The 13955-nt window shown below is 71.7% G+C and carries 8 protein-coding genes, 2 tRNA genes and 1 riboswitch; of the genes, 2 read left to right on the top strand and 8 right to left on the bottom strand.

Going from position 1 to position 13955, the window contains the following annotated elements:
- Nucleotides 1–107: 107 nt before the first annotated feature.
- Nucleotides 108–1460 carry a PrsW family intramembrane metalloprotease gene (locus J7E88_RS30375; RefSeq protein WP_374196344.1) on the top strand — a complete coding sequence of 451 codons (1353 nt, stop codon included), beginning with the start codon at nt 108–110 and terminating at the stop codon, nt 1458–1460.
- Between the two features lie 127 nt (nt 1461–1587).
- Here J7E88_RS30375 and J7E88_RS30370 read toward each other — a convergent pair whose 3' ends face one another.
- The 4 genes from J7E88_RS30370 to J7E88_RS30355 form a co-directional block, all read right to left on the bottom strand.
- Nucleotides 1588–2556 (bottom strand): aldo/keto reductase, encoded by a 969-nt coding sequence (locus tag J7E88_RS30370; protein ID WP_215186652.1) that lies wholly within the window; start codon nt 2554–2556, stop codon nt 1588–1590.
- A gap of 218 nt (nt 2557–2774) precedes the next feature.
- The gene (locus J7E88_RS30365) at nt 2775–3815 is read right to left on the bottom strand and encodes a M23 family metallopeptidase (RefSeq protein ID WP_215186651.1); all 1041 of its coding nucleotides are present in this window, start codon (nt 3813–3815) and stop codon (nt 2775–2777) included.
- Nucleotides 3816–3826: 11 nt separating this feature from the next.
- Nucleotides 3827–3983, bottom strand: a riboswitch (cyclic di-AMP (ydaO/yuaA leader).
- A 368-nt stretch (nt 3984–4351) separates the two neighbouring features.
- Entirely contained in the window at nt 4352–5641 is a 1290-nt protein-coding gene (locus J7E88_RS30360) for a PP2C family protein-serine/threonine phosphatase (RefSeq protein WP_215186650.1), read from the bottom strand.
- 126 nt (nt 5642–5767) lie between these two features.
- A tRNA-Met gene (locus J7E88_RS30355) sits at nt 5768–5841 on the bottom strand.
- Between the two features lie 571 nt (nt 5842–6412).
- Here J7E88_RS30355 and J7E88_RS30350 point away from each other — a divergent pair.
- On the top strand, nt 6413–7411 hold the full coding sequence (locus tag J7E88_RS30350) for a peptidoglycan recognition family protein (RefSeq protein ID WP_215186649.1): 999 nt from the start codon (nt 6413–6415) through the stop codon (nt 7409–7411).
- Nucleotides 7412–7566: 155 nt separating this feature from the next.
- On the opposite strand, the gene J7E88_RS30345 is transcribed toward J7E88_RS30350, so the two are convergent.
- The 4 genes from J7E88_RS30345 to J7E88_RS30330 form a co-directional block, all read right to left on the bottom strand.
- Nucleotides 7567–7642 (bottom strand) — tRNA-Lys (locus J7E88_RS30345).
- Nucleotides 7643–7762: 120 nt separating this feature from the next.
- Entirely contained in the window at nt 7763–10825 is a 3063-nt protein-coding gene (locus J7E88_RS37170) for an FG-GAP-like repeat-containing protein (protein ID WP_215186648.1), read from the bottom strand.
- A gap of 114 nt (nt 10826–10939) precedes the next feature.
- A complete protein-coding gene (locus J7E88_RS30335) occupies nt 10940–11458 on the bottom strand; it encodes a hypothetical protein (protein ID WP_215186647.1) in 519 nt (172 codons plus the stop codon).
- A gap of 167 nt (nt 11459–11625) precedes the next feature.
- A complete protein-coding gene (locus J7E88_RS30330; RefSeq protein WP_215186646.1) occupies nt 11626–13803 on the bottom strand; it encodes a DEAD/DEAH box helicase in 2178 nt (725 codons plus the stop codon).
- Between the last annotated feature and the right edge of the window lie 152 nt (nt 13804–13955).

Genomic DNA, 13955 nt, shown 5'->3' with positions numbered 1-13955 from the left:
TCACGACGCGAAGCGTCACGACGGTGCAGAGCCGCGCCGCCCCGCCAATTACCGCGAAGTACCGCGCACCGTCGCCAGGTGTCAGTCCCTCTCGTTAGGGTCGACGGGTGTCCGAGTCGTCCGCGCAGCACCCCACGGCGAGCCGCCCGCCGCACCCGGTGGTGCCCGCTTGCCGGCAGGAGCAGGGAGCCGGGCCGATCGGCGGCATGCCGCCGAGCACCGGGCGGCGTCACCGGCTGCGTGCCGCCCGGCTGTGGCGCAGCCGTGCGGTCCGCGCGGGCGTGCTGATCACCCTGCTCGCGCTGTGCGGGTTGGTGATCCTCGCACTCGTCCGGGAACAGACCGGCACGCAGGGCTTCCTGGTCGGCCTCGGCCTCGCGACACTGCCGGTGCCGCTGCTGCTGGCGGCGTTCCGCTGGCTGGACCGGGTCGAGCCGGGCCCCTGGCGGAATCTGCTGTTCGCGTTCGCCTGGGGCGCGTGCGCCGCCGCCCTGATCGCGATCATCGCGAACTCCTTCGCGACCCGCTGGATAGCCACCGCCACGGCTGATCCCACCTCCGCCGACACCCTGGGCGCGACCGTGATAGCGCCGATCGTCGAGGAGAGCGCCAAGGCGGCGGCGATCCTGCTGCTCTTCGTCTTCCGCAGACGGGACTTCTCGGGCCTCGTCGACGGGGTCGTGGTCGCGGGCTTCACTGCGACCGGCTTCGCCTTCACGGAGAACATCCTGTATCTCGGCAACGCCTTCGGCGAGGACCAGGCGTTCGGCACCTCCGGCCTGGCATCGGTCACCGCGGCGACGTTCTTCGTGCGGATCGTGATGTCGCCGTTCGCCCACCCGTTGTTCACGGTGCTCACCGGCATCGGCTTCGGCGTCGCCGCACTGTCCGCGCAGCGCCACCGAATACGGCGCATGGCGCTGCCGTTGCTGGGCCTGGCCCTCGCGATGGGCATGCACGCCCTGTGGAACGGCTCCGCGTCGCTGTTGAGCCCGTGGGGTTTCTACGGCGTGTACGCGGCCTTCATGGTGCCCGCCTTCGGGCTGCTGACGTGGCTGACCATATGGACCCGGCAGCGCGAGCTGCGCACGATTTCCCATGAGCTGCCCGCCTACGCGGCCGCGGGCTGGCTGGCGGCGGCCGAGCCGCGGGCCCTGTCCTCGATGCGCGCCCGCACGATGGCGCGCGACTTCGCCCGCCGTACGTACGGACCGGCCGCGGGCCACGCGGTGACCGAGTACGAGTCGTTCGCGACGTCGCTCGCCTTTCTCCGCCACCGGGCCCACCGCGGCGCGGCGGGCCCGGACTTCGCGGAGCGCGAGCGCGAGCTGCTGCACCACCTGTGGCGTCGCAGGGACGTGGCCGCGCCCGCGCTCGTGTACGCGGCGCAGGCGACGGGCCGGGTGGTCGCGCCGCCACCCCACCGCGACTACGGCGGCTACAACCCGTACCGCCGCTGACCGGGACCGCTGCAAGCCCCCGTCCAAGCCGACGCCCGAGCCCCCTCCTGCGCCGCCCGCCGCGCGCCCGACAACCACGTCCGGGCCCCGCGCCTGCCCCGTGCGCCACCCGCCGTGCGGCCCGACATCACGCCTCGGCCGACACCCGCCCCTCCACAGACGCGGCCGTCAGCTCGGCGAGCTCCTCCTCGGTCAGCTCCAGTTCGCCGACCGCGACCAGGGCCGGCAACTGCTCGACCGTACGGGCGGAGGCGATCGGCGCGACGACGGTCGGCTGCGCGGCAAGCCATGCGAGCGCGACGGTGGCGACCTCGGCGCCCCGCGCCCCGGCGATCCGGTCGAGCGCATCGAGCACCTTCAGGCCGCGCTCCGTCTCCAGGTGCCTGCCCGCGCCCTGCGCCCGCGCGCTGTCGACCCTCGCACCGGGACGGTACTTGCCGGTGAGAAAACCGGACGCGAGCGCGTAGTAGGGGACGGCGGCCAGACCGGCCCGCGCGGCCGTGTCCTGCAGGTCGCCTTCGTAGGTGTCGCGGGAGACGAGGTTGTAGTGCGGCTGCAGTGCCACGTACCGGGCCAGGCCCTCGCTCTCGGAGAAGTCCAGCGACGCCCGCAGGCGCTCGGCGCTCAGGTTGGAGGCGGCGATCGCGCGGACCTTGCCGTCCTTCACCAGCCGGTCGAGGGCCGTGATGATCTCCTCGACGGGGACGGACGGGTCGTCGAAGTGCGTGTAGTAGAGGTCGATGTGGTCGGTGCGGAGCCGGCGCAGGGACTCCTCGGCCGCCGCCTTGATGGTCACCGGGGACAGGCCCTTGTACTGCGGGTGGGCGCCCACCTTCGTGGCGAGGACGATCTCGGAGCGGTTGCCGCGCGAGGCCAGCCAGTTCCCGATCACGGTCTCGGACTCGCCGCCCTCGTTGCCCGGTGCCCAGGAGGAGTAGCTGTCGGCGGTGTCGACGAAGTTTCCGCCGGCGGCGGCGTACGCGTCGAGCACGGCGAAGGACCGGTCCTGGTCGGCGGTCCAGCCGAAGACGTTGCCGCCGAGAGCCAGCGGGAAGACGGCGAGGTCGGACGAACCGAGCGTGCGAAGAGAAGTCATGAGTCGATCAACGGCACATCCGGCCGGGGGTATTCCACCCTCGTGCCCCTGTCGCCGGGGCGTCGCGGTTCCGCCGGCCCTGGCGTCGGGGGGTGTGCGCCAGGGCCGGCGGAGACATGGGGACGCGCGGCACGGAAGCTCCGTACCGCGCGCCTGTCAGTCCCTGCGTTCGCTCTGCCTTGGGTCGTCCGCCCGCAGGCGCCCTGTCCCTCGGTCGCTCAGACCGTGAGGCCCTTGTCCCGCAGCCAGGCCATGGGGTCGAGGCCGGAGCCGCCCGCGGTGTGCACCTCCATGTGCAGGTGCGGCCCGGTGACGTTGCCGGTCGCGCCGACGCGGCCGATGGTCTCGCCGGTGGCGACCTTCTGACCCGCGCTCGCCGTCATCGACGACAGGTGCGCGTACCAGACCTCGGTGCCGTCCTCCAGCTCCAGCACGATGCGGTAGCCGTACGAACCGGACCAGCCGGCCGACTTGACCGTGCCGCCGTGCACGGCCTTGACCGGGGTGCCCGTGGGGGCGGCGAAGTCCAGACCGGTGTGCTGGCCGGAGGACCACATGGAGCCGGCCTCGCCGTACGTGGAGGTGATCGTGTACGAGGAGGTGGGCAGCGCGTAGCTCGCGGCGAGCTTGGCGAGGCGCTCCGCCTCCGCCTTGGCCCGCGCGGCCTCCTCGGCCTTCCGCTTCGCCTCGGCCGCCTCGGCCTCGGCCTCGCTCTGCTGCTTCGCCGCCGCGGCGGCGGCCTGCTCGGCGGCCAGCTTCTCGGCGGCGGCCTTCGCCTCGGCGTCCGCCTCGGCCCGCTGCTGCTCGGCCTGCTGGAGGATGCGGGCGCGCAGCGCCTCGCCGGCGGTCTGCTCTCCGGTGGCCGTTCCATCGCCGGCGCCGGTGCTCATCGCGGTGAGCGGCGCGTCGGCCTGGGAGCCCTCGGACCCGGCGTCGTCGGAGATGAGGGAGCCCACACCCGGAAGGGACTTGGCGTCGGGGAGGTTGTCCGCGATCGAGTCCGGGAGGGAGATGGAGACCGGGGGCTTGTCCTGGGCGGTCGCTATGCCACCGGCGCCGACCGCGGCGAAGACGCCGACGCCGAGGACGGTGGAGCTGCGGGCGAGCCCGCCGCGCTGTTTGACGACGCGGTGCCGGCCGCGCACCGGACGGATGGATTCCTCGGTGGGATTCCATTCCTCCCACGTCCGCTCCGCGGCGTCGCCGCCGAAGGGAGCGGGCGCGAACGGGGCCTCGGGGGCAGGCATGTTGGACGCCACGAAGGCGTACTCCTTTCCTTCCTTCTCGCCTACCGGGTTAGCTGACGGGTTCGGAGCAGGAAGGTCTCCTACAGGCGTCTTCGGCCGCGGACTGAGCGGCAAAAGGCGCCCGATTCACCCCAATTGGTGGTTCCCCGGTTCCCTTGCGGGATTCGGCGCGTGCGCACGGTGCCGCCTCTTGCGACGACTGGGACAACCGCGCTGCGTTATCGAACGTTAATAGACGGCGGGGCCGTATTCCAAGCTGTTCCGAGTGATCATTAAGGGCCATGGCCGAGACTTACCGGGACAGAAGGTGGCGGAATCGGGCGACTTGATCAACCCGCGGATCGACTACCGTTTCTGACGTTGCGTCAAATGTTATGCACAGTGGCACGCTCCGACTACGCACCGTACGGATGCGCTGCGAGCGTCCTCCGCCCGTGTCCTCCGCGCCCCTGCCTGCCCGCCCAGCGGCCGCCCAGCGGCTACCCACTGCCCGTCCTTCGCGCGCCCTGCGCAACCCCCCAGCCGCCACCCACCGGCCCGGCCGCCCCTCACCCCGTTCGGCCGGGCCGGCGGCTCCCGCTCGTACCGCCCGCTCGCGCCGTCGCCCCCCGCCGCCGATGCGCCCCGCCCTCGTCCTCGAAGGCCACGACCGGAACCGTTCGCCGCCGCTCCGGCTGCCCTTCCCCCGGCCGGCCGACCGCCAGAAGCGCCATGTCGTCGGTCGACCCGCCGCCCGTGTACCGGCGCACATCGTCGACCAGCGCATCGAGCAGTGCCTCGGGACCGGGAAAGATGCTGCCCCGGAGCCGTTCGCCCGGGTCGTAGAAGACGCCTCGGGCGTCGCGCGCCTCGGACAGGCCATCCGTGTAGAACAGCAGCGTCGACCCGGCGGGCAGCGGATACTCCTGCGCGTGGTCCGGCCACGCTGCGAGGTCGCCCATCCCCAGCGGCAGTGCGGCCTCGGACGGCTCCAGCACGTCCAGAGCGCCGTCGGCGTGCAGCACGAGCGGGTCGGGGTGGCCGCGGTTCACCAGCCGTACGGTCCCGTCTCCCGCCCGGTCGCCGGGCGGGATCTCACCGAGCACGGCGGTGGTGAACCCCTCCATGGCGTCCGCCTCCTCGCGCCGCATGCCCTCACGTTTCAGCGCCCGCTCCAGCCGCTGCGCCACGCCCTCCAGCGAGCTCTCCTGCTCGGCGGCCTCCCGGAACGCCCCGATCAGCACGGCGACGACCGCCACCGCCTCCATGCCCTTGCCGCGCACGTCGCCGACGATCAGCCGCACCCCGTGCGGAGTGTCCTGCACGGCGAAGAGGTCGCCGCCGATGAACGCGTCCGCCTGAGCCGCCTCGTACCGCGCGGCGACGTGCAGTCCGGCGATCCGGTCAGCCGGGGTGGGCAGCACGGCACGCTGCGCCGCTTCCGCGATCACCCGCGCCGAGGCCAGTCGTGCGCTGCCCCGCACCACGATTCCGTTGATCAGCAGCGCGAAGGCCGCCACGGTGAACACCGTGCTCGTCTCGGTGACCGCGGTGATCTGGGCGTAGGTGTTGTTGTAGGCGTGCATACCGCTCGTCGCCAGGACGGCGGCGATACCGATGAGCAGCGTCATGCCCCATGTGACGATCGGCGCCGCGATGAGCGGTGCCGCCGCGTAGAGCGGCACCGCGGTGAAACGGGGAGGCGTCAGCAGGTCGAAGACCACACCGCCGAGGATCATCGCTGCGGGCAGAAGGCGCACAAGCCACGGCGCAACGTACCTCCTGCTCTGCTCTCGCCCCACAGGTGTTCTCCCTGCCGCTCCGCCCACGGCCACTGACCGCCGCCATGCATCTCCCATGCTGCGCGCCCCTGCGGCGAGCGGCGACCTGCCACGTCCGGCCGCACAAAATCCGAGGTGAAAGTCGCCGGGAAACGGCGACGGCCCGGCAATCGATCATTTCGATTGCCGGGCCGTCGTCTTCAGTAGCGGGGACAGGATTTGAACCTGCGACCTCTGGGTTATGAGCCCAGCGAGCTACCGAGCTGCTCCACCCCGCGTCGGTGAACACAACCTTACGCCATCCGGAGCAAGATCCACTCCATTTTCCGCTCCGACCTCCCTTTTTTCGTTCCGCCCGCCCGATCCGGCCCCCGTACGGCCCGGATCCTGCCCCCTGTCCGGCCCCTGATCCGGTCGTTCCGGCGACCGATCCGGCCGCGTGAGCTACCCGGAGCCTCACATCGGTTCGGTTCCGCACGTCAGTCCTGTGCACAGGCGGGACGACGAGAGAAGCGGGGCACATCAGGTTCGGGGTGTCCGTCCGGGGAGATCGCGCCCGTTGCGCTCCGTAGGCCGCCGGCCGCCCACCGGCTCGCCGACCCCCGCCGCCCCGTCCGGGGCGGCGCACCCGCGCCCGACCCGTATCCCGCCCGCCGCCGGAAGGTCGTCGACGCGTTCCTCACGGCGGCAAGGGGCGGCGGCTTCGCGACCCCTCCTCGCGGCCTTCGACCCGGTCGTGGGCCTCCGCCGCCGCGACAACCCGGGTGGACCGTACGCCCATTGGGTATCCCAGCTCTGACCACCGATCGTTGCGCGACCACACCGTGACGCACACCGAGAGGAGACCCGATGGCCGAACCGCTGTCCGCCGACCAACTGCTCACAGCCTTACGCAACGAAGGGCTGCGCGTGGTGGAGTACCGCAGCTGGCGCACCAACAACCGCAACCATGTGGGCCCCTGGGCCCCGGTGCACGGTGTGATGATCCACCACACCGTCACGTCGGGCACCGAGTCCTCGGTGGAGCTCTGCTACAACGGCTACGCCAACCTGCCCGGACCGCTGTGCCACGGCGTCATCGCCAAGGACGGCACGGTCTACCTCGTGGGCAACGGCCGGGCGAACCACGCCGGCCTGGGCGACGACGACGTCCTGCGCGCCGTGATCGAGGAGAGCGCGCTGCCTCCCGACGACGAGGCGAACACCGACGGCAACCGTCACTTCTACGGCTTCGAGTGCATCAACCTCGGCGACGGCAAGGATCCGTGGCCCGCCGCCCAGCTCGAGGCGATCGAGAAGGCCGCCGCCGCGATCTGCCGCGCGCACCGCTGGACCCACCGCAGCGTCATCGGACACCTCGAGTGGCAGCCGGGGAAGGTCGACCCGCGCGGTTTCACGATGGGCTCGATGCGCGAACGCATCGCCGACCGTCTCGCATCCGCCCCGCCGTCCGAGGAGGAAGACATGCCCGACAACTGGAATCTCGCCTCCGGCACCGACACGACGCTGCCTCCGGGCGACTGGACCCCCGTCCCCGTCGGCTCGGCGGACCTGCTCACATCCTCCGTGCGCTACACCGGCGCGATGCACCTGACGGTGACGGCCCCCGCGGGCGGGACGCTCCAGGGCCGCTTCTACCACTTGCGTCCCAACGGCTCACGCTGGACCGGCCCGATCGTGGAACGCCTGACCACGGCCGGCTCCAGCTTCCCGGACTTCCCGCACGGCGGCTCGGTCGCCGCCGACGAGAGGGTCCGCTTCGAGGTGGTCTACTACCCGGCCTCACCGACGGACTCCACACCGGCCGTCATCACCTCGGCGCAGGTGCGCGGGCTGTCCTGGACGTGACACGTCTCCGTCGCCGCGCCCCTGATCACGCCGGAATCGTGGCATGGCTCCCCAGCCGGGGAGCCGTTCGTCTGCCCTTCGGGCCGGCAGGACCGCGATCGAGTTCCCGAAACAAGGTCAACCCCAGGCCAGAACGCTTCTGACCTGGGGCTGAGTGGTAGGCCGTGTGGGACTCGAACCCACAACCAACGGATTAAAAGTCCGCTGCTCTGCCAATTGAGCTAACGGCCCTCGGCGCAACACCCCTGAGCATAACCAAAGAGATCCCCGGAACCGATCGGGTATCCGACTCCGGCCCCGTCCCGTTCGGCTCGCCCGCAGCGCCGGGCGGGCGAGCCGAACGGGAAACGGTCAGTACAGGCCCTTGAAGGCGGCCCAGCCGCTGGTGCCGATCTGGACCCGCCCGGCCAGCGTGCCCGTCCCGGTCCCGCTGAACCGGAACAGCTTCCCGGCCGTGTCACGCGCCACCAGATCCGGCTTGCCGTCACCGGTGATGTCGCCCATGCCGACCACCGTCGTGTAGGCCGAACCCCACGCGTCGGCCAGCTTCACACGGGAGGTGACACCGCCCGTCGCCGTGCCGTGGTACCGCCACAGCGCACCCGCCTTGTCCACGCCCAGCAGGTCACCGCGCCCGTCGCCGTTCAGGTCACCCGCGCCGACGACCTTCGTGTACGTCTTCCAGTTCGTGCCGATCTTCACCCGGCTCTTGAACCGGTGATCCGCCGTCCCCGCGTAGAAGTACATGTCACCCGACGTCGTCTGACGTGCGATCAGATCGATGTGGCCATCGGCGTTCACATCACCCGAAGTCGTCAACACGTCGTACTGACCCCACCCCGTGCCGATCGACGTGTACGGCGAGGAAGCGGAGACGATCTTGCCGCAGCCCGGCCGGTAGGACCGCAGCTCGTTTCCGAGGCGGACCAGCACGTCGTTGCAGCGGTCACCGTTCACATCACCCGACGGCACAAGCACCGCGCTCGTCGCGAATTTCGCCCCCGTACCCGCGATCCGCGACGACAACCCGCCCGTGCCCGTGCCCTTGTAGAGCGACACCAGACCCGTCGAGTCCATCACCAGCAGGTCACCGAAGCCGTCGTCTCCGACCAGGTCGCGCCGCACCGGCGCAGCGCCCGTGACCGACACCGTGCCAAAGACGTTCACGTCCGCGCCCTGGCCGTCGGCAGGCTTCGCCGTCAGCGTCCAGGTGTGGGCGCCGTTCGCGACCAGCTTTCCGGCCGTGTCCCTGCCGTCCCACGAGGGGCTCACCAGGCCGCGCGCCTTGGCGCCCGAGAGGGTGCGCACCACGGCGCCGGTCGCCTTGTTCCTCAGCGTCAGCGTCCAGGAGGCGGCGGGCTCGGACAGCCACCACCGCGGCTTCCAGGCAGCGCTCTTGACGTTCACGGAAGCAGCGGCGGCGGAGTCGGCCACGGTGAGCGCGGACGTGGCGACGCCGCTGCCCACGAGGTGGATCGCGCCCTTCGCGTCGGCCCAGGCGATCGTGTTCGTCGCCGGGTCGATGTCCCACGCCGCGTCGATGGCGTTCAGGTTGGCGTCGATCTCGTGGACCGTGCCGCCGTCGCGCAGGTCCTTCACCTTGAGCTTGCCGTCCTGCGGGTAGGCGACGAAGCCGTCGCCGAGCTTGGCGCGGTTGCCGTAGCCGATGCCGAGAGGAGTGACCGCGCCCGTCTCCAGGTCCAGCACGCCCTCGTCGTCCCGCGACCCGGAGCAGATCCAGTGCAGCCAGCGGCCGACCGACTCGGCGCCCTCGACGAAGCAGCCCGAGAGGTACAGCTCCTTCACGCGGGCGCCGGTCCTTATGTCGTAGCCCGCGATCGTGCCGTGGCCCTGGCCGTGCGCCCACAGCGTCGTCCCCGACAGGGACCTCGGCTGGACGGGGAGCTTCCGCACCACCTGGCCGGTGTCGGTGTCCACGATCCGCGTCTCCGGCGAGCCGTCGGACAGCATCGCGTACGCGACGGTCCAGCGGCCCCAGCTGCCGATCATGCCCTGCGACTGCGTGCCGACGTCGAACTTCGTGCCGGGCAGCTGCCGGCCCTCGTCCAGCCGGTGGATCGGCAGGACGCCCTGGCTCGGGCCGGTGCCCAGCGGGCCGCCGTAGACGATGCGGCCGTCGCCGGTCTCGTCGACCCTCGGGCAGATGATGAGGGAGCACCGGTCGGGCAGCGGCGGCAGCCAGCCGCGGTCCTGGCGCGCGCCGTGGACGACCGTGCCCCCTTCGGGCTCCGCCGTGCGCGTGTACATGCCCGTCCGGCCGACCGCCGCGACGCTCTCCAGGCTGGTCAGTCGCCCCTGGTGGAACGACAGCCGGTTCACCGTGTTCGGCACGATCCGCGTCGCGACCCGGGTGTCGGGGCCGACCACGGCCCGCCCGGTGCTGTCCGCCTCGATCCGCTGGACACCCCACTCGGAGGTGCTCGGCCCGCCGTGCACCAGCAGACCGCCGCTCGGAGTCGCGGTCGCGAGGTCCTTCGTGCGGGCCAGGAGCGTACGGGTGGGCGAGCCGTCCAGCGGCTCGGCGTCGACGCGCCAGGTGGGCATGTCCCAGGTGCCGACTCCGAGCGCCGGGTCGTGCCGGGCGACGATCAGCTCGTTGCCCACCAGGCCCAGGAGCCGGACGTCGGCGTCGCCGGTGAGCGGCCGGACGAGTTCGGGCTTCGTCAGATCGTCGCGCCGGAACACGGACACCTTGCCGTAGCCGCGGACCAGCAGCCGGTCCGGTGTCAGGGCCATCTCGCCGACGGTCGTCGACGCGTCCACGCCGATGGGGAACGCGCGCTGCTGCGTCACGTCCAGCCAGAAGTACTGGCCGCTCCAGCCGAGCACCAGCCCTTCGGCGTCGCCCACGCCGGCACCGTTCGCGCCGTTGCCCGCGGGCAGCCCCTCGACGAGCCGGTCGCGCAGCTGTCCGGTCTGCACGTCGAGCACGTGGAAGCGGGTCTCGGACCCCGACCCGGTGCGGGTCAGGACGTTCCAGCCGAGCGCCCTGAGGTAGGTGTGCCCCGTCGGCAGCTGCACGGTCGCGGTCTGGCCCGTGACCATGTCGCGCAGGGCGACGGTGCCCGCCGCCTCCTGGTGGCGCGCGACCACGTCCGACCCGGAGCCCCACTCGTACGACGGCCAGGGCTTCGCCTCGGCGTCGACCTCGACGTCCGAGACACCCCCGTACGAGCGCCAGATCGCGCCCCGCCCCTCCTCTATGCGCAGATATCCGTTCGGGCCCGCGTTCACCACGTAACTGTGGACGGGAACCTCGCTGGTCACCCCGGGGATGACCACCTCAGGCGTCGGCTGTGCCTGTGCCGTTGGGGACGCCGGGCCGATGGCCACAGCCGCTCCCAGCACCACTGCGGCGGCGACGAAGCCGCCCAGGGGTCTCTTGCCGTACACGTATCTCCTCTTCGGGAAAGGAAGCACTTCCCCATGGGGAAGCGCGGGCGCGGCAGCTTTCCGGCAACGGCCGGAAGGCTGCCGCGAGTGAGTCGTTGCGGTAGGTGGGAGCGCTCAGTGCAGACCCGTTGAGGCAGCCCAGCCGCTGGTGCCGATCCGGACCCGCCCGGCCGGCATGCCCGTCCCGGTCCCGCTGAACCGGAGCAGCTTCCCGGCCGTGTCACGCACCACCGGGTCCGGCCTGCCGTCACCGGTGATGTCGCCCATGCCGACCACCGTCGTGCGGAGCGAGCTGTGCCGGCGAGCGACGGTGTCCGACCACGTGCCGTGCAGCGAGTGAGTGCCGTCGGCGACGTACGGCTTCTGCGACCCAACGGCGTACGAGACGCAGGGGTACGAGACGTAAAGGCAACTCGCGTCGTGGTCGCCGCGGAGTAAGCCGGGTACGCCCGCGGCCGGCACGTCGGCCGCATCGCGGTCGAGTACGTGCTCGGCGGGAATCAGGGGTGAAAGCGGCGGCTCCGCTGCCACCGCCGGCGTGGCTGCGAGCGGAACGGCGGATGGGAGTGCCGCCACGACATCGACGGCGGCAGCCGGGCGAGCACGACGGCGCCCCAGCACAGTTCCCAGCAAGTGAGGCTCCTCCCCAGGAAACCTGATGTCCGTGGAGACGGGCGCGGCGTTCTCTCAGGCCCCCCTGGGCGCGCGCGTCACAGCCGCCTCGTGTGCGCCGAGGGTAACAGCAGGGCCCGTACGCCACCTAGGTGTCGTACGGGCCCTGATCAGGTGCTCAGTGCGTGTCAGCCGTTGCGCTTCCAGCGCGGCTTGTCGTCACGACGGCCGCCGAAGGAGCCGGTGTTGGTGCCGGTGTTCGAGCCGGCGCCACCGCGGTGGTCGTCGCGGCGACCGTACGGGCGGTCGCTGCCGCCGGAGCGGAAGCCGCCGGAGGGGCGGTCGTCGCGACGGTCGCGGTTGAACGGACGGTCGCTGCCACGGTGGGCGGCCGGACGGTCGTCACGGCGGAAGCCACCACGGTCGTTGTCACGACGCTCGAAGGAACGGCCACCACGGTCGTCACGGTCACGGTTGAAGCCGCCACGGTCGTTGTCCCGGCGGAAGCCGCCCGAGGGGCGGTCGTCACGGCGGAAGCCACCACGGTCGTTGTCACGACGCTCGAAGGAACGGCCACCACGGTCGTCACGGTCACGGTTGAAGCCGCCACGGTCGTTGTCCCGGCGGAAGCCGCCCGACGGACGGTCGTCACGGCGGTCACGGTTGAACGGACGGTCGCCGCCGCCGGAGCGGAAGCCACCCGACGGGCGGTCGTCGCGGCGGAAGCCACCACGGTCGCCACGGTCACCGTCACGGCGGTCGTCACGACGGAAGCCGCCACGGTCGCCACGGTCGTTGCCGCGGCGCTCGAAGTTGCCCCGGTCGTCCCGGCGCTCCTCGCGGCGCTCCGGCTCGGGCGCTGCCTCGACCGCTGCCTCGACCTCGGCCTCAGCGGCCTCGGTCACCTCGGCGACCGCGGCCTCCGGGTCCTCGCCGCGCTCGCGGGCGGCGCGCGCCACCAGGCGGTCGGCCTCCTCGCGGAGCTCGGCCGCGCGGCGCTGCACGCGCTCCAGCTGGCGGGTCAGCTCGACGACCTCGCGCTCCGCCTGCTTCGCGGCGTTGTTCGCGGAGTCGGCCTGGACCTCGGTGAGCGAACGCGCACCGGTGATCTCGGCGACCTCCGGGTCGAACGCGCCCGCACCGCCGACGATGTGACGCGAGGCGTCCACGCCCGCGTCCTCCATGAGGCGGAAGATCTGGCGGCGCTGGTGCGGCAGCGACAGGGACACGACCGTGCCGGACTTGCCGGCGCGGGCGGTGCGGCCCGAGCGGTGCAGGTAGTCCTTGTGGTCACCGGCCGGGTCCACGTTCAGGACCAGGTCGATGCCGTCGACGTGGATGCCGCGGGCGGCGACGTCGGTGGCGACGAGCGCGTTGACGTAGCCGTCCTTGAAGTCGGCCAGGGTGCGCGTACGGGCGCCCTGGGTCATGCCGCCGTGCAGCGCGTCCGCCTTCACACCCGACTCGCGCAGCTGCTCCGCGATGCGGTCGGCGCCCAACTGGGTGCGGACGAAGATGATGGTGCGGCCCTTGCGGGCGGCGATGGCGGCCGTGACCGGCGCCTTGTCCTTGGGCTTCACGACGAGCACGTGGTGCGTCATCGTCGTGACGTTGCCCTGGGCGCTGTCGACCTCGTGGCTGACCGGGTCGGTCAGGTAGCGCTTGACCAGGGTGGAGATCTCGTTCTCCATCGTGGCGGAGAACAGCATCCGCTGGCCGCCGGCCGGGACCTGGTCGAGCAGTTCGGTGACCTCGGGCAGGAAGCCCAGGTCGGACATCTGGTCGGCCTCGTCGAGGACGGCGACCTGGACGGCCTCGAGGGAGCATGCGCCGCGGTTGATGACGTCACGCAGCCGGCCCGGGGTGGCGACGAGGACGTCGACGCCGCGCTCCAGGGCGTAGATCTGGTTGCCCATGGACGTACCGCCGCAGACGACCTTCATCTTGAGCCCGAGCACGTCGCCGTACGGCTGGAGGGCGTCCGCGACCTGCATCGCGAGCTCACGGGTCGGGGTGAGGATGACCGCGCGGGGCTTCTTCTTCTCGGTGTGGCCGCCGGCCAGCGTGGCCAGGGTCGGCAGACCGAAGGAGAGCGTCTTGCCGGAGCCGGTGCGGCCGCGGCCGAGGATGTCCTTGCCGGCCAGGGCGTCCGGGATGGTCGCGGCCTGGATCGGGAAGGGGCTCGTCACGCCGTTCTGCGCGAGCTTGCGGACGACGCCCTCGGGCAGACCGAGGTCCGCGAACGTGACCTGGGGCTGCTGGGGCTCTTCGGCCGCCGTCTCGACGACCTCGACGACCTCTGCGACCGCCTCGTCGAACGTGTCGTTCTCGGGCATGACGGCGTGATCAGTACTGAAAGTGGACATGCGAAATGCGAAACCTTCCGGAGTCTCGGCACGCGCCCAAACTCCGTGAATTCGCAATTCGACCGCCTCGATGCGGTCAGCCACGGCTAGGGAAATACGCGCCACGCGGCGCGCTTCCGTTTCGGCGCCGGGCAATGGGATCAAACGATCTA

This window comes from Streptomyces sp. ISL-10 (genome assembly GCF_018614575.1).
GTDB lineage: Bacteria > Actinomycetota > Actinomycetes > Streptomycetales > Streptomycetaceae > Streptomyces.
Note: the sequence above shows the minus strand (reverse complement) of the source record. Positions and strands in the feature narration are given on the sequence as shown.

Excerpts from the sequence above, each read along its gene's own strand:
- J7E88_RS30370 (WP_215186652.1), bottom strand. The coding sequence starts at position 2,556 with ATGACTTCTCTTCGCACGCTCGGTTCGTCCGACCTCGCCGTCTTCCCG.
- J7E88_RS30360 (WP_215186650.1), bottom strand. The coding sequence starts at position 5,641 with ATGGGAGATGCATGGCGGCGGTCAGTGGCCGTGGGCGGAGCGGCAGGG.
- J7E88_RS30350 (WP_215186649.1), top strand. The coding sequence starts at position 6,413 with ATGGCCGAACCGCTGTCCGCCGACCAACTGCTCACAGCCTTACGCAAC.
- J7E88_RS30330 (WP_215186646.1), bottom strand. The coding sequence starts at position 13,803 with ATGTCCACTTTCAGTACTGATCACGCCGTCATGCCCGAGAACGACACG.